The organism is Curvibacter sp. GW821-FHT09D12, from assembly GCF_059416245.1.
In genome coordinates, this window is record NZ_JBWKOU010000037.1 from 1 (window position 1) to 16479 (window position 16479).

The following is a 16479-nucleotide window of genomic DNA, read 5'->3' on the forward strand; positions in this document are numbered from 1 at the left end:
CGCCACACTGGGCAGGACGTGGAGATATTGAAGCGCCGCGATGAGTTGTACCAGCAGGCCCGCCAATGCCATCCGGCCAGGTGGGCCAGACACACCCGAAACTGGGATCACATCGCGGTGGTCAAGCTCAACCCGGAGCGGGATTTGGAGCCCATCGAAACGCCGCCATCAGCACAGGATAAAGCGCCTCGGCGCGCATGAATCAGGCGACAACTTCCTTGACACGCACCGATCAGCATCAGCAGCCCGGCGCAATTGAATAGTGGCACCATCCAGGACGCCTACTCGCAAACACCAACCCTGACCTTCACCCCCCCACAGCCTGAGTGGCGTGTTGATCGACACCACCGTACCCGATAAAGCCAGCAATGGCTATGCCACCAGCTATGTGCTCACCTTGGGCAGCTGCGCCACGGTGGCCAACAGCGACACCCTGGCAGTCAGCGCCGCCAACGTGGTGGACCGGGCCGGCAATGCCGCGGGTAGCGCTGTCAACTTCACGTTGTCCACCCTGAACGCCGTGCCGGTGGCCAGCGCAGTGGGCATCGCCGGCACGGCCCAGGTCGGCGTGCAACTGACCGGCACTTACACCTACAGCGACGCAGAGAGCAACGCCGAAGCCACCAGCCAGTACGCCTGGTACGTGGGTGCCAACAGCAACGGCACAGGCAAGACGGCCCACAGGCATCAACTACACCCGGTGGCCGGCGATGTGGGCAAGTACCTGTTCTTCTGCGTCACCCCGGTGGCCGCCACGGGTACTGCGACAGGGGTTCAGGCCTGTTCGGCTGCATCGACCGCGGTGCCGGCTGCCGCCATCAATGGCCAGTGCGGTACTGTGGCCGCCACGCCCTTCATGCCCAACGGGGCAGGGCTATGCCTGAACCCAGGCGCAGCCTCGGCCGTCAACGTGGGTTCACTATGGACCTGGACTTGCCAAGGCAGCAATGGCGGCAGCAGTTCGCCCACCTGCTCGGCCCCCAACTCAACCGTCACGAGCAGCACCACCGGACGTGCCACCCAGTCGGTGAGCAATGGATGGACGATTGGCACCACCAACTCGGCTGGCTTTATTCCTGTCTCCGGGCATGCCAAGTCGCCTGTGGCGGCACCCCCTGCTGGGTACACCTTTCCGCAGGGCTTGTTTGACGTCAGCTTGACGGGCCTTCAAGGCGGTTCGACCACATTGGTGCTGACCTTCTCCAGCCCCTTGCCAACGGGTACGGTGTACATGAAATACGGCGAGACATCGCTCAGTGACACCGCTCATTGGTATCGCTTTGACGCGGCCCAGATTGGCACCTACACCATCACTTTGCCTTTGGTCGACGGTGGTCAGGGTGATGACGACGGCACCCAGAACGGAGTCATCGCTGATCCGGGTGGGCCACCTTGAGCCTGTCAGGTGGGCTTGCCATGCTGGGCTTGCGCCGGCGCCGGCGTCGACAGTCGTCTGCAGTCCACTGATTCACGCGAGCCCTTTATCCGCCCAAGTCTGCGCTGCTCGCCGTGCCCGACGGGACGATGGGAACGGGAACCGACGGCTGCTGCTGCGCAGTGACGCCGCTTTTTTCCACTCGGAGGGCGCGGCTGCTTCACAGCGCGGGGGGCGCACAGGCGCTCTGCCCAAAACATCAAACATCCGCACACCAGCGCTGCTGGATGCACCACCGCAACTGATTTCGTCAGTGCGCTCGCAAGCTCGCTCAGACAGAGCAAGCGCCCCCAAACGGCCTCGGCTGCCTCTACTTTGGCCTTTTTTGAGTACCACGTCGTCACTAGCCGGAAACATAAAATCTTTACATTTGCGTGCAATATTGCGCCTAAAGAGAACTTTTGTTGACGTATTTGCAACTGGATTCTAAAATATATAAGTGATAATAATATGCATCACAATAATCACTAATGATTCTAAGTGTTTGCTTTTGCATTGAAAGTCATTTATGAATGACATTTCTTCGGGGAAACCCAAGCCACCGTCAAACTTGACCTCTGGGCCGAGGTCGGATGCAGGCCGCTGCACGGGCGCTGTGGCCAAGGTGCTGCAGCGGCTGCCTGGAGGGGGGGGGCTGATGCATTTCTTTACGCGCTTGACCCGTCGTGCCGCTGCGCCGGCACCGGCTAGAGCCGACGGCGGCACGCATCTGCACACCACGGACAGCGATTTCCCGCCCTCCGGGCCTTTCATCGCGGGCGATGTACCCGAGTCAGGGAAAGAGATCGCCGAGCGTCTGCTCAAGTACGTCCGCACCCGAAGAAATGCCTATGACGGCTGGATCCTTTTTGACCAACTTGGCCAGGCCACTAAAGTCAATCGGATGTTTTTTTCTCTGTTTGGCCTGAAAGAAGAGGACGTTCGCGGATGCTCGCCAGAGGGGGTGCTGGCCACCATCAGCCTTGCATGCGATCTGCAGGGGGATTTTCCGCAGATCAGCTATCTGTCGATGGGTATATTCAACAAACCGACACAGAATAAAAACTACAGTTGTGTTTTTAAAATCAGTATTCCTGAAAAGCGCTTGATGCAAGTGATTCGGTGTGAGTTGGGCTCAGTCAAGTATGGCAGCCTGCTGCTTTTTAGTGATGTCAGTCATTTGCCTATTGTGGATGTGATGATGGCTCAGTCAATTCCGGGTTTGAATGATTTTCAAAAATTATCGCCCGACATTCATCGCCTTGAAGCCAATTCAATGATTCCAGACCTGATAAAAAATAATGAGGCTGTGAGTCGCAAGCATGCTGCGGGCCCTCTGGCGGCTGAGGGGTACGGGTCATGAGTGGCCAAAGCCAAGCATCGTTTTTATCAGAATCGCCTCTTCAAAAAATGTCACCCCCTGGCTCAGTGTGTTTTTATGCGCGCCATGCCAGCCTTGAAAGGCCTGGAACAAGTAAATTCAATATTCTTCAACTTCCAATCAACGTGAAAGCCTTATGAATTTTGAAAACAGCAGCAGATACCACTTGGTATGCCGTCAATGTGGCAGCGGACTTTCGCGAATGAAAAGACCTTTATGGATGCGATTGATACCGGGTTCTAAGCGACATGAATGCGACTACTGCGCAGCGGTCTACCTGCAGGTCGTTGGGTCGATGCTGAACCTCCGGCGCGGAACAGGCCGAAAAAGAATCCTGAAGTACTGACAAGCAAGCCCGCCCTTCTAAAATGGGGGCGCTGCGCCCTGGGCGCAAGCCCTGCCGTAGCAGCGTGTAGGGCATGCTGCGGCATGGGGTGTTATTCGCTTTGGCGTGGCAGCAGATGCTTTGGGCCTGTTGTCAGGGTGGCTGATGGGCGATTGATGGGGCGGCAGGGCTTCAGTTTGCCTTGTGCAGCCCTGCGCCAGGCTGCCTGCGGCTCATTTCGATGTGTGCCTTATTTGTATCGTGAGGTGACTGCGTGAGCCTTGCATGGCACCCGCCTGCCAAGGCGGCCCGGCGTGCTGCGGCAGGCCTGCGTCCGCGCAGGCGCCGCGCTTGCAGCCCGTAGGCTGCTTACATCCGTTAACGAACAGTCGGTCGGTAGCGACCCCGCAATTGACCACGCTCAATGTCGTGCCGCCGACTGTGCTTAATATAGGAACATGCTCGTCGGTTGGCATATGGCCCAACCGGAGTCTTGTACCCAGGAGAGAGAACATGTCTTCCAGCACAACCGAATCTGCCGGTAACTCTACCCAGACCGAACTCGAGAACCTGGTCGCTGATCTGCGCAGCCTCATCGGCCGCAAAGAGCTCGATGCCGTGCCCGAGATCCGCGCCCTGCGCGACCGCATGGATGCTGGCATTGAAAGCGTGCGCGTCAGCGCCTTGCGCGCGGCCCAAGAGGCTGCCCGCCAGGCTCGCGAAGCGGCACGCGTGGCCAACGACTACGCCCACGACGAACCCTGGCGCGTGGCTGGCGCCGCGCTGGCTGTGGGCGCCCTGGTCGGCTTTCTGCTGGGCCGCCGCTGATGGCTGAGGCGCAGCCCGGCGCTCGCCCCGCGGGCCGCTTCAGGTGGTTGTCGCTGCTGGGGCTTGAGGCCTCGCTGCAACGCCTGCGCGACACCGTCACCGAGGCCGCCTTGGCGGCCGAAGACCGGGTTGAGTTGCTGAGCATTGAGTGGGCTGAAGAAAAACAACGCCTGCGCCGCCTGCTGGTGCTGGCGGTGGCTGCGGCGGCACTCACGGTGGTGCTGTTCATTGTGCTGTCGGCGGCCGTGCTGGTGCAGTTTTGGGACACCCCCTGGCGCCTTGGCGCAGCGTGGGGCGTGGCTGCCGCCTGGGCACTGGCCTGGGCCTGGGTGCTGGTGGCGCTGGTGCGGGTGGCCCGCCAGGGCCAGCAGTCTTTTGCCCTGACCCGGCGCGAGCTGAGCCGTGACTGGGCCGACCTCAAGGAGGGCCTGTGACCCACCACCGCCCCCACCACCATCACCCTCACCAGGCAGGCCCTGGCGCACCGGCCCACGCCGCTGCAGATCAGGCCGCCAACGCCTTGCCCATCACCGATGTGTCTGACCAATCCCTCAGCCTGGTCGACCGCAAGGCCCAGTTGGTAGAACGCATCGAGCGCCAACGCCTGCTGCGGCAAACCCGCCGCATTCAGGCCGCCATCGCAGAGCTGCAAGCCAAACAGCAGGGCGCACCGGTGAACGACACCGGTTTTCCTCGCAGCAAAACACTGCGCCTGATCACCGGCCAGCCACTGCTGGCGGCCGGGGCGGTTGGGGTGGTGCTGATGCTGGGCCCATCGCGGCTCATGCGCCTGGCCAGCTGGGTATTGCCCATGCTGCTGCGCCGCCGCTGAACCCCTGGCCCAGCTTGGGGCCTGCCCGCAGGCCAGCTTGTGCGGCCCGGGTGCGTACCAGCGGCCTTGCGGCCGCTGGCTACATCTGCTGCTCGCGCTGCAGCTTGGCCTGCAGCTCTTTCCATAAACGCACCTGGCTTGAGCCCCCCTTGCGGGCGGTGCCATTGGGCAGCCACAGGTCGTCATCGTTGAAGCTGTACACCGGCTCGAGGTCGGTGCGCTGCGATGCGGGGCGAATCACGGGGTTCAGGTTGTCCAGAATCAGTGGGTCGGCGTCGGGGGTGGGGTAATAGGCCAGCACCATGTGCGCCTCGTTCAGGCGCAGCGCGCGCACGTAGGTGATGCGCAGGCGGTCAATCGGAATACCCAGCTCTTTCAGCGTCAGGTATTTGGCAATCGCGTAGTCTTCGCAGTCGGCCGCCAGGCTGCCCAGCGATTCAACCGGCGTGGCCCAATAATCGTCCACACCCCAATGCCGAGCGTCGGTCATGTACGGTATTTGGTTGAAAAAATCGTTGGAGCGCAGCAGCAACTGGGGCACTTCAAGTTTATTGGCCGCCACCTGGGCCTGGGCATCGCGCACCATGCGTTGCCAGGTCAGCATGCGGCTTGGGGCCCCGGCGCCCCAGCGTTGCTCGGCCCAACCGAGCAGGTTGCGCGAAAAATCAACCAGATCGGCCTGGCTTTGGCAGGCCAGCAGCACAAGGCCCAGGCACAGCACCCCCAAAGCCCGCCGGGGCCGACACAAGGCACGCAGCCGGCCCATTCGCACAAAGGCACCTGGCCCCTGGCCGGCCTGGGCCCGGCGGGGGGTAGGGGGGTGGGTGGGCAGGTGCATCGGGCTCAAATGGTAGCGCCTGCGCTCAGGGGTGGGGTGTTTTGTGTGCAGTGCCGCAAAAACCGGCCCCAGCCGCGGCCCAATCGCGGGTTGCGAAGGCAAATTGTGTTGCACGCGAGATACAACTACCCCAGCCGTCTTGTTGCTTGGCCCTGCCAAGTTTGGTCGCTGTGCGCACAAGACAACGCTATCAGCGCACGATCAGCCCCCATTGCCAACAGGGCCACATAAGCTGGGCCGAATCGATTTGAAACGGATTGTAATCATATTTTTCAATTAATGACCTCTTAACTGATCATTTTGATTTTCAATACCCGGCTAAATCGTGAACATCGCTAGAAAGCGCGGCCCTCACTCAAATGGGTGAGGGTCGGATGCCCCGTTTGGTGGTACAGATTGAGTAGCCGCAAGTTCGATTGCACAGCACCGGACAAGGCGTTACAAAGTTTCTGAACTCATTATTAGGGTTAGTACTGCAAAAAATAGGGCTCATGTTAACATCTTCACACATTTGCCATTGACATCGCGCAAGGTGAGTGCGTGCAGGCGAGGCGCGGCATCCCCGCGACATCTATCAACACTTTTTGAAGAGTGCCACGGACATGAACAAACATCACACCCACCCTCTGGCCCTTGCGGTTGCAACCCTTTGCTTCTGCATGTCGGCCCAAGCCCAATCCAGCGGCGACGCCGCCACCAAGGCCAGCGGCGCTGCAGACAGCGCAAACACCCCCACGGCCCCCTCGGCTCCGGCTGGTGACGTAGGCTTCATGGGTGGGTTGTTCAGTGCCCCGGGTACGACCGGCAGCATGAGCCAGTTGGCGGTTACGCCTTCGTATGAGTTGACGGGCATTGGTCGTCGTGACAGGGGTTCGGACACCTCTATCTTGACCGCCCCCGTCAATGGCCTGCCGGTTCGTTTTGATAACGGTATTTTTGTTTATGCCTCTGCGCTGGCAGGTTTTGGTCATAACAGCAACGTGAATGGCGCCAGCAGCGGTGGTGTTTCGTCGAATCTGTATTCGCTGCAGCCAGATATTGTGGGTGAATTGAAAACCCGTGGTGATCGCTATACTTTGCGTTATCAAGGTAATTACACCAAGTACACCGCCAGTTCTGCTGATAATTTCAATCACCATAACTTCAATATGGCGGGGGATAATTTCTTCAGCAGTCGCAGCAGCTTGGGTTGGGATGTTGGGTATATTGATACATCGGACGCTCGTGGCACCACTAACACCACAGCTACCGCAACGCCTAATCGCTGGAATGCACCAACCGCTCGTGCCATTTATGCTTATGGTGCCAAGGATGCTCAAGGCCGTATTGAGGTGGAGGGTAATTACATCTCTAAGCGCTACCAGAATAACTTGACGATCACCTCGGCTTTGAATCAGGACAAAACTGGTGTTGCTGGTCGGTTCTATTATCGTGTCGCGCCCCGTACCAGCATGATGTTTGAGTTGAATCAGGTGCATGCCAATTACGTGAACAATACCGGTTATACCAACAACGATCGCCGTGTTTATGTGGGTGTGGTGTGGGATGCGACGGCCAAGACGTCGGGTGCTTTTAAAATCGGCTCGGCAAAAAAGACGTTTTCTGATGGTGGTTTTGGCAGCGCTAGCGGTACGGCCTGGGAGGGGTCTGTGAAATGGTCGCCGTTGACTTATTCCAACTTTGAGTTCATCAGCAGCCGCACACTGGCGGACTCGACCGGTTTGGGTAACTACTTGATCAATACCGGTAATTTGGTTAGTTGGAATCACAAATGGCGCAGTAATCTGACCAGTACAGCCAGCTTGGGTACCTTGAAGTCTGAATATGATGGTGCAGGCCGAACCGATAATGTCGATAACGCCTCGATTGGTGTTTTTTACGAGGTGGGTCGCAATTGGCGTGCTGGAGCACAGTGGGCGTACACCAAGCGCAAATCAAATCAAGCTGTAAATGAGTTCAATCGCAACTCCACTTTCTTTTCGCTGCAAGGCACTCTGTAATTGCTGAGGGGCACAGCCTGTGACTTTGTTTCGATTTTTGTGCTCAATCAAAGCGGCTGTTGCCGGTGTACTGCTGCTTGGCGGGATAGGTTTGGTTGCAGCAGCAGATGCTGAGTATTCATTGAACCCTCAGGCTGCTGTTCGGGTGTCAGCTTTGTCCAGCTATAAACTGGCCGCGGGCGACGTGATCAGCATCCGAGTGTTGGGCGAAGATGAATTTACCCGTGAAAAGATCAGACTTACTGACGCTGGCACCATTAGCTTTCCGGCAATAGGTGAGATCAAGGTTTTAGGCCGTACTGTGGGCGACTTAGAGGCCATCGTTGTGGGGGGCCTCAAGGGTCGGATCTTGGTTAATCCCAAGGTATCGGTGCAGATTGATGAATACCGCCCATTTTATGTGAATGGCATGGTGGATAAACCTGGGGGATATCCATTCCAGCCGGGATTGACTGTTCGTAAGGCTGTATCTTTGGCAGGGGGGTTTAAAGAGCGCGCCTCGCCTAGTAAGATTTTCGTGATTCGAGAAGATGATCCTAGCCAGCGAGCTCAAAAGGTAGATTTGAATACATTCATTGGGCCTGGTGATATTTTGACGGTTGAAGAAAGTTTTTTTTGAGGCACGCCTAAATTTGCTGCCGTGGGCTTTCCGTAGCCCGATTGTTGCATGTTAGTTATAAATGCGGCCTCATGCTGAGTGTGGCTGCCCGAATTGAGTCTGTCACACATGTTATTGACCGCTACCCCTGCTGCCGAGCCTCTGCATAAGCACAAGCAGATATCACTGCATGACGCTGAAGATGGCGCCAATAAACTTGACTTGGTAGAGTATTGGCGCAGTGTTACAAAACGCAAATGGGCCATTTTAGCCTTCGGCTTGGTTGTCGCTCTGCTAGCAGGTGTGATTGTTTTTGTATTGACCCCTGTATATCGTGCGACCACAACTGTACTGATTGAAGCTAATAAAAATAAGGTGGTTTCAATTGAGGATGTATACAGCGGTATCAGTCAGAATCGGGAGTATTTTCAGACCCAGGTTGAAATTATCAAGTCTCGTGAAGTGGCGATGCGCACGATTGATGCATTAAAGCTTTGGGATTATCCGGAGTTTGATCCACGGAAAAAAGAAAAAAGTGATTTTCAGGAATTACTTGAAAAATTAGGTATCAGCGACACTGTTGAGCCCAAGGAGTGGACGACTGCCACCTTGGCTGATGCTGTTTATGGAAAGTTCAGCAAGCAATTGTCGATTGAGCCTGTTCGCCTGAGCCAGCTGGCGAAGGTGAGCTTCGAATCTAGCAGTCCTGCCTTGGCAACATTGGTCGCAAACACTCTGGCGAACACATATATTGAGAATGATCTCGACGCTCGCTACAAAATGACTAAACAGGCCAGCGGATGGTTGCAAGAGAGACTGTCGTCACTGAAGACTAAGTTGGATGAATCGGAACGTAGTCTGCAAAACTATCGTGAGAAAGCGGGCATTATTGACGTCAAAAGTGCTGCTCAAAGCGGTGCCGGCAAGCAAATTGAAGAGGTTACTCAACGGCTGGTGGAAACCCGCTTACGTCGTGCGGAAGCTGAAAACGCTTACAACCAGATCAAATCTGTGGGGAAAAGTGGTGATTACAGCAGCCTTCCGGCCGTGGTTCGTAACAACAATGTTTCTGACGCTATGCGTTCACAGGCAGAAGCTGAGCGCACCATGTCCGAGGTGGCTCAGCGTTACGGTTTTGAGCATCCCAAATATGTGGCTGCAGAGGCCACGCTTAAAAGCGCTCGTGAAAATGTGAAACGCCAAGTGGAAGCTGTAGTGGGCAGTGTGACCCGTGAGTACGAGGTGGCCCTGGGCACAGAACGCGCTTTGGAAGGCACTCTCAATAGCGCGCGTGGCAGCATCCAGAACCTGAATCGCAAAGAGTTTGAACTGGGCGTTTTGGAACGAGAGGTGGATTCCAACCGTCAGATCTACGACATGTTCATGAAGCGAGCCAAAGAAACCAATGTTTCGGGTGATTTGCAAAGTGCTGTGGCTCGTGTAGTGGATGCGGCCGTGGTACCCAACAAGCCTGTCAAACCCCAAAAGCCGCAGATCATCGCCATCGCGTTCATGGTGGGCTTGTTCATTGGTGTGTTGGTATCGCTGCTGCTTGACAGGCTTGACAACACCATCAAAACCACTGAGGACGTAGAGGCCAAACTCAAGGCCCCTTTGCTGACCACCTTGCCATTGCTTGACAAAGGTGATACCGACCGTGTGGCCAGTGCACGCCTGTTTTTGGATAACCCCAAATCCATTTATTCCGAAGCGATTCGTACTGCCCGCACGGGTGTGCTCTTGTCGGCCATTGATGTCCCTAACCGGATTTTGCTGGTGACCTCCAGCTTGCCGGGTGAGGGTAAAACCACTTTCTCGATCAACTTGGCTTTGGCGCATGCGCAAACCAAGCGCACGCTGCTGATTGATGCCGACATGCGCCGCCCCGCCATCACCAAGGGGCTGGATTTGGCACCAGGTGCCAAGGGCTTGTCTGAACTGGTGGCGGGCACTGCGGTGCTCGACGATTGCCTGCAGGCCGTGCCGGGCAGCAGCTTGAGTGTGGTGGGCTCGGGCCGCATCCCGCCCAACCCACTGGAGCTGCTGCTGTCGCAAAAGTTCAAGTCCACGCTCGATGAGTTGGCAGCCATCTACGACATCATCGTGATCGATTCGCCCCCGGTGGAACTGGTGAGTGATGCGCTGGTGATCAGCGCCCATGCCACGGGTGTGATCTACGCAGTTAAGGCGGCTGACACTCCTTACCAATTGGCACGCAAGGGCTTGCAACGCATTCGGCGTGCCGAGGGCGAGATCATGGGCGTGGTGCTGAACCGCTTCGACTTCAAGCAGGCCGAAAAGTACTACGGCGAATACTCGGGCTATGGCAAATACGGCTACGGCAAGTATGGCTACAAGGCCGGCTATGGCGAAGCCTATGGCAGCGAGCCCGAAGGCAAGACCGGCAAAAAAGCGGCTTGAGCTGCTCGCTGTGAATTAACAGACCCTATTTAGCCCATGACTGCATCCACCGGCATCATCGATCTGCACTGCCATTTTTTGCATGGCATAGACGACGGTGCCCGCAACCTGGCCGAGTCGCTCGATTTGGCCCGGGCCGCGGTGGCCGACGGCATCACTGCCAGCGCCATGACGCCGCACATCCACCCCGGGCGCTACCCCAACCAAAAGTCGGTCATTGCCCTGCATGTTCAGGCCTTTCAACAGGTGTTGAATGAGCAGGGCATTCCGCTGGCGGTGTACCCAGGGGCCGAATTGCGCGCGTCTGATGAATCGCTGCAACAGTTGTTGGCCCACGAGGTACCCTTTTTGGGCGAGCACAAGGGCATGAAGGTGTTGCTGCTTGAGTTTCCGCACCAGGGCCTGCCGGCCTGGGGCTTGGGCTTTGTGTACAACCTGCTAGAGCAGGGCATTCGCCCCCTGATTGCCCACCCCGAGCGCAACAAGCATGTGATGGCCGATGTGGACCGCATTCAGCCTTACATTGCCGCGGGCTGCTGGCTGCAGGTCACTGGTGGGTCGCTGCTGGGCGATTTTGGCAAAAACTCTGAAAAAGCCGCCTGGGCGCTGATGGAGCAAGACGCTGTGGCCGTGGTGGCCAGCGATGCCCACAACATGGAAAACCGCCCGCCACAACTGTCTGCAGCCCGGCAAGCGGTAGAAGACGAATACGGCGCTCGCCGGGCCGACCGCCTTTTCAGGGCCACACCGGCCAGCATTTTGGGCTTGGGCTGAGCGATGACCAAGCCCCACCCCCGCCAATACCTGCAGTGGGCGCTGTTGCTGGCGGGCCTGGTGTTGCTGGTGGCTGCCGGTAGCACCTTGTGGCCCGCGGCGCTGGCCGACCTGGGCACGGCCCGGGCCCGCGCAGGTGTAGAGCAGTGGCGCACACACCCGCGGCCCGTGCCCCTTAAAGAATGGGGCGCTTGGCGTGATGACCTGGCCAAGGGCTTGGCCCAGACACCCAGCGATTCTCAATTGCACGACCAGATGGGCTACCTGTATGGCACCTATGCCTTGCAAGCCAAAGCGGCCCCCGACTTGGCGCGTGATTTTTACCAGCAGGCCTACACCAGCTTCAGCCAAGCTGCCACCTTGCGGCCCATGTCGCCTGATCTGGCGCAGAACGCCGCCCTGGCTGCGGATTTGAGTGCGAACCCGGCCTTGAAAGGGCCTGGCACAGCATGGGCTTGTCGTGCCTTGCGCTACACGGCCAGTGAGGTAACGCCAAGCCCGTATTTGCAAGCCTTGCCCCGCGGGGCTTGCCCATGACAACCAGGCAATAAGGGAGGGCTTAGGCCCGATATAAAAATGACACCACAAGCATTGACCGGACCCAAGCTCGCAAAACCCTTGCACACACGCCCAAGGCGAATGTGCAAGGCATGCCTTGGCGAAGCTGCCCTGGTATGAGGCCTGCATGAAGATATTGCTATACGGCTTGAATTATTCGCCCGAGGTGATTGGCATTGGCAAATACACCGGCGAACTGGCCCGCCACCTGGCGGCCCAGGGGCACGATGTGCGGGTGGTGACGGCACCACCTTATTACCCCAGTTGGCAGGTGGGCGAAGGCTTTTCGGCCAGCCGCTACAGCCGGGCACAGCACGACGGGGTGGGCGTTTGGCGCTGCCCGTTGTGGGTGCCCAAGCGGGTAACGGGGGCCACCCGCATCTTGCACCACCTGAGCTTTGCGGCCAGCAGCCTGCCCGTGATGTTGCGCCAGCTTTTTTGGCGGCCCGATGTGGTGTGGGTGGTGGCCCCATCGCTGATGTGCACCCCCACAGCCTGGCTGGTGGCCCGCTTGGCCCGTGCCAAGGCCTGGTTGCATGTGCAAGATTTTGAGTTGGATGCTGCGTTTTCACTGGGCATTCTCAAAAACCCCAGGCTCAAAGCCCTGGCCTTGCGGCTGGAGCGCCAGGTGCTGCGCGGCTTTGATGTGGTGTCTACCATTTCGCAAAACATGCGGCGCATGCTGCATGACAAAGGTGTGCCCAGCCGCGCCACCGAAATGCTGCCCAACTGGGTGGACATTTCGCACATTGGATTGCCGCGCGAGCATGCCGGCGTGGCCCAGTTGCGAAGAACCTTGGGCATTGCGCCCGAAGCCGTTGTTTGTCTTTACTCGGGCAACATGGGCGCCAAGCAAGGCCTGGAGATTTTGGCCGAGGTGGCGCAGCAATGCAGCCAGGCCCTCGATCCGGTGGCACAGCGCCTGGTGTTTGTGTTTTGCGGCAACGGCGCCGGGCGCGATGCCTTGAGCCAGGCCTGCCAGGGGCTGAGCCAGGTGCGCTTTTTAGATCTGCAACCGCTGCAGGTGCTGCCCAGCTTGCTGGCCTTGGCCGACATCCACTTGCTGCCGCAACGGGCCGATGCAGCAGACCTGGTGATGCCCTCTAAATTGACGGGCATGTTGGCCAGTGGCCGCCCCGTGGTGGCCACCGCCCATGCAGGCACCGAACTGGCGTGCGTGGTGGGGGGCGATGCCGGGGCTGGCACGGGTGCCAAGCCACTGGGCTTGGTGGTGCCACCCGAACTGGCCCCCGCCATGGCGCAGGCCGTGCTGCAACTGGCTGCAGACCCGGGTTTGCGCCAAGCCATGGGCGCTGCAGCCCGCACCTATGCCGAAACCCATCTGGACCAGGCGGCCGTGCTGACGCGTTTTGCGGGCCACTTGCATGCCCTGGTTCAGGGCCAGCCCTTGCAACCCAGTCTGGTGACAGACGATCGCGCTTTGCGCGATGAAAGGGTTTGACATGGCAGTGCCATTGGTGTGTGTTTACAGCGGTCGGTCGTCATGGCCCGGCCTTTTTTTACCTTTATCCTCCTGCCCGGAGGTTTTCAAATGAACGTTACTGTGATCGGTGCAGGCTATGTGGGCCTGGTAAGCGGTGTGTGTTTTGCAGACCTGGGCCACCATGTGATGTGCGTGGATGTGGATGCCACCAAGGTGGCGCTGTTGAACAGCGGCGGTGTGCCCATTTACGAGCCGGGGCTGGACGCCTTGATTGCCCGCAACCGGGCGGCAGGCCGCCTGAAGTTTTCGACCAGCATGGCCGAGGGCGTGGCCCATGCGCCGCTGCAGTTCATTGCTGTGGGCACTCCCCCTGATGAAGATGGGGCAGCAGATTTGCAGTATGTGCTGGCCGCAGGCCGCAGCATTGCCCAGCACATGAACGAGTTCACGGTGATTGTGAACAAGTCGACTGTGCCCGTGGGCACGGCCGGCAAGGTGACAGCCGCTGTGGACGAGGTGCTGAAACAGCGCGGTGTGGCGGTTGATTTTGCTGTGGTGTCTAACCCCGAGTTTTTGAAAGAGGGCGCGGCCATTGACGACTTCATGCGCCCCGACCGCATTGTGGTGGGCGCGGCCGAGGGCCCCCTGGGTGACCAGGCCTTTGAGGTGATGCGCAAGCTGTATGCGCCCATCAACCGCAACCACGACCGGCTGATGCGCATGAGCATCCACAGTGCCGAGCTGACCAAATACGCTGCCAACGCCATGCTGGCCACGCGCATCAGCTTCATGAACGAGCTGGCCAACCTGGCCGATGAAGTAGGGGCCGACATTGAGCAGGTGCGCCTGGGCATTGGCAGCGACAGCCGCATTGGCTACAGCTTTTTGTACGCTGGCACGGGCTATGGCGGCTCGTGCTTTCCAAAAGACGTGCAAGCCCTGCGCCGCACTGCCGCCGAGTGGGGCCACCCCATGCGCGTGCTAGAGGCGGTAGAAGAAGCCAACCAGCACCAGTTTGATGTGCTGGTGCGCAAGCTGAGGGCCCGCCTGGGCGACGACTTGCGCGGCAAAACCTTTGCCATCTGGGGCTTGGCCTTCAAGCCCAACACCGATGACATGCGCCAGGCCCCCAGCCGCCACATCATCAAAGAGCTGCTGAGCCGCGGTGCCAGCGTGCGCGCTTACGACCCGGTGGCCAAGGCCGAGGCCCAGCGCAGCATTGCGCTTGATTTTGCGGGGGTGCCCGAGTTGCTGCCTCGCATTGTTTATGTAGACACAGCCGCCGATGCCCTGCAACAGGCCGATGCCCTGTTGCTGGTCACCGAGTGGAAAGAGTTCAGAGGCTTTGATTTGCAGCAAGTGCGCCAAAGCCTGCGCCAACCCTTGGTATTTGACGGCCGCAACCAATACGACCCCGAGGCCGTGGCCGCAGCCGGCCTGGAGTACCACGGCATTGGCCGGGGCAAGCCGGTGGGTGTGGATGTTGCTAACGGCGCTCAGCAGACATAAAAAAGCGGAGGAAAATTGTGACAACTGTGGTTCAACCCTTGATCTTGTGCGGCGGCTCGGGCACGCGCCTGTGGCCTTTGTCGCGCGAGCAATACCCCAAGCAACTGCTCAAACTGGTGGGCAGCAACAGCCTGTTGCAAGACACGGCCTTGCGCCTGGGCCAGCTGGAGCAGGGCGGGGCGCTGGCTTTGGCCGCCCCGGTGCTGGTGGGCAACGACGAATACCGCTTTTTGCTGGGCGAGCAAGTGCGCCAGGTGGGCATTGAGCCCGCAGCCCTGGTGCTGGAGCCCATGGGCCGCAACACCGCCCCAGCCCTGACCCTGGGGGCCTTGGCCGCCACGGCCAATGGCCAAGACCCGGTGCTGGTGGTGATGCCCGCCGACCACGTGATTCAAGACCAGGCGGCCTTCAAGGCCGCCGTGCTGCAGGGCGTGCCCCTGGCCCAGGCCGGCAAGCTGGTGACCTTTGGCATTGAGGCCACGGCCCCCGAAACCGGCTATGGCTACATCCGCAAAGGGGCAGCGCTGGCTGAGAGCGCTGGTGCCTACGCCGTGGCCGAGTTTGTAGAAAAGCCCGATGCCCCTACCGCCCAGCAATACCTGGCCAGTGGCCAGTTTTACTGGAATGGCGGCATTTTTGTGATCAAGGCCTCGGTGTGGCTGGCCAAAATGCAAAGCCTGCAGCCCGCCATGCTGCAAGCCTGCCAGCAGGCCTTTGACGCGCGCAAGGCCGATGCCGACTTTATCCGCCCCGACAAGGCCGCCTTTGCGGCCTGCCCATCCGACTCGATTGACTACGCGGTGATGGAGAAACTGGCCAGTGCCCAGCACAACACCGGCGAGGTGGTGGTGGTGCCCCTGGCCGCCAATTGGTCAGACGTAGGCGCCTGGAACGCGGTGTGGGAGATCAGCGCCAAAGACGCCAATGGTAACGCGCTGCAAGGCGATGCCCTGGCCATTGACACCCGCAATACCCTGGTGATGGCCCAATCGCGCCTGGTGGCCTGCGTGGGTTTGGACGACGCGGTGGTGATTGAAACCCCCGACGCCGTGCTGGTGGCCAGCCGCAGCCACATTCAAAAGGTAAAAGACGTTGTTAACCACCTGAAGGCCACCGGCCGCACCGAGGCCGGCAGCAGCCGCAAGGTGCACCGCCCCTGGGGCTGGTACGACAGTGTGGACGCGGGCGACCGCTTTCAGGTCAAGCGCATTGTGGTCAAACCCGGTGCGGCCTTGTCGCTGCAAATGCACCACCACCGTGCCGAGCACTGGATTGTGGTGCAGGGCACAGCCCAGGTCACCCGGGGCGACCAGGTGTTTTTGGTCAGCGAAAACCAAAGCACCTACATCCCCCTGGGCGAAAAGCACCGGCTAGAGAACCCCGGCAAGCTGCCGCTCGAGATGATTGAGGTGCAAAGCGGCACCTACCTGGGTGAGGACGACATTGTGCGGTTTCAAGACGTTTACGGCCGGCAGGCCTAGCACCCATGCCAAGGCTGCATAGGGGCAGCCTTTTTACTTTTGTAGCGTGAATCTGGTTGCTGGCAACCGAGGGAGG

At 59.1% G+C, this 16479-nt stretch carries 14 protein-coding genes and 1 pseudogene; 14 read left to right on the forward strand and 1 reads right to left on the reverse strand.

What is annotated here, in order from left to right:
- The 6 genes and pseudogenes from AC07PT_RS29000 to AC07PT_RS29025 all read left to right on the forward strand — a co-directional run.
- Positions 1-201 (forward strand): annotated as a pseudogene (locus AC07PT_RS29000) (hypothetical protein); the annotation flags it as partial.
- A gap of 133 nt (positions 202-334) precedes the next feature.
- On the forward strand, positions 335-1396 hold the full coding sequence (locus AC07PT_RS29005) for a choice-of-anchor U domain-containing protein (RefSeq protein WP_494658982.1): 1062 nt from the start codon (positions 335-337) through the stop codon (positions 1394-1396).
- 547 nt (positions 1397-1943) lie between these two features.
- Positions 1944-2777 (forward strand): hypothetical protein, encoded by an 834-nt coding sequence (locus AC07PT_RS29010; protein ID WP_494658983.1) that lies wholly within the window; start codon positions 1944-1946, stop codon positions 2775-2777.
- An 856-nt stretch (positions 2778-3633) separates the two neighbouring features.
- Positions 3634-3948, forward strand: a complete 315-nt coding sequence (locus AC07PT_RS29015; RefSeq protein ID WP_494658984.1) for a glycine zipper domain-containing protein — start codon at positions 3634-3636, stop codon at positions 3946-3948.
- The gene (locus AC07PT_RS29020) at positions 3948-4382 is read left to right on the forward strand and encodes a phage holin family protein (protein ID WP_494658985.1); all 435 of its coding nucleotides are present in this window, start codon (positions 3948-3950) and stop codon (positions 4380-4382) included. Before AC07PT_RS29015 ends, AC07PT_RS29020 begins: the two co-directional genes overlap by 1 nt.
- The gene (locus AC07PT_RS29025; protein WP_494658986.1) at positions 4379-4780 is read left to right on the forward strand and encodes a hypothetical protein; all 402 of its coding nucleotides are present in this window, start codon (positions 4379-4381) and stop codon (positions 4778-4780) included. The genes AC07PT_RS29020 and AC07PT_RS29025 overlap by 4 nt, the downstream gene beginning before the upstream one ends.
- A gap of 79 nt (positions 4781-4859) precedes the next feature.
- On the opposite strand, the gene AC07PT_RS29030 is transcribed toward AC07PT_RS29025, so the two are convergent.
- A complete protein-coding gene (locus AC07PT_RS29030; RefSeq protein ID WP_494659011.1) occupies positions 4860-5618 on the reverse strand; it encodes a transglutaminase-like cysteine peptidase in 759 nt (252 codons plus the stop codon).
- A gap of 602 nt (positions 5619-6220) precedes the next feature.
- Here AC07PT_RS29030 and AC07PT_RS29035 point away from each other — a divergent pair.
- The 8 genes from AC07PT_RS29035 to AC07PT_RS29070 all read left to right on the forward strand — a co-directional run bounded on the left by AC07PT_RS29035 (position 6221) and on the right by AC07PT_RS29070 (position 16403).
- Positions 6221-7618, forward strand: a complete 1398-nt coding sequence (locus AC07PT_RS29035) for an outer membrane beta-barrel protein (RefSeq protein ID WP_494658987.1) — start codon at positions 6221-6223, stop codon at positions 7616-7618.
- A 19-nt stretch (positions 7619-7637) separates the two neighbouring features.
- A complete protein-coding gene (locus tag AC07PT_RS29040; RefSeq protein ID WP_494658988.1) occupies positions 7638-8237 on the forward strand; it encodes a polysaccharide biosynthesis/export family protein in 600 nt (199 codons plus the stop codon).
- 108 nt (positions 8238-8345) lie between these two features.
- On the forward strand, positions 8346-10637 hold the full coding sequence (locus tag AC07PT_RS29045) for a GumC family protein (protein WP_494658989.1): 2292 nt from the start codon (positions 8346-8348) through the stop codon (positions 10635-10637).
- 36 nt (positions 10638-10673) lie between these two features.
- Positions 10674-11411, forward strand: coding sequence for a tyrosine-protein phosphatase (locus AC07PT_RS29050; RefSeq protein ID WP_494658990.1), 738 nt, complete (start codon positions 10674-10676; stop codon positions 11409-11411).
- A gap of 3 nt (positions 11412-11414) precedes the next feature.
- A complete protein-coding gene (locus AC07PT_RS29055) occupies positions 11415-11948 on the forward strand; it encodes a hypothetical protein (protein WP_494658991.1) in 534 nt (177 codons plus the stop codon).
- A gap of 148 nt (positions 11949-12096) precedes the next feature.
- A complete protein-coding gene (locus tag AC07PT_RS29060) occupies positions 12097-13431 on the forward strand; it encodes a glycosyltransferase WbuB (RefSeq protein WP_494658992.1) in 1335 nt (444 codons plus the stop codon).
- A gap of 90 nt (positions 13432-13521) precedes the next feature.
- A complete protein-coding gene (locus tag AC07PT_RS29065; RefSeq protein ID WP_494658993.1) occupies positions 13522-14922 on the forward strand; it encodes a UDP-glucose dehydrogenase family protein in 1401 nt (466 codons plus the stop codon).
- A gap of 17 nt (positions 14923-14939) precedes the next feature.
- Positions 14940-16403, forward strand: a complete 1464-nt coding sequence (locus tag AC07PT_RS29070) for a mannose-1-phosphate guanylyltransferase/mannose-6-phosphate isomerase (RefSeq protein WP_494658994.1) — start codon at positions 14940-14942, stop codon at positions 16401-16403.
- The last annotated feature ends 76 nt before the right edge of the window (positions 16404-16479 follow it).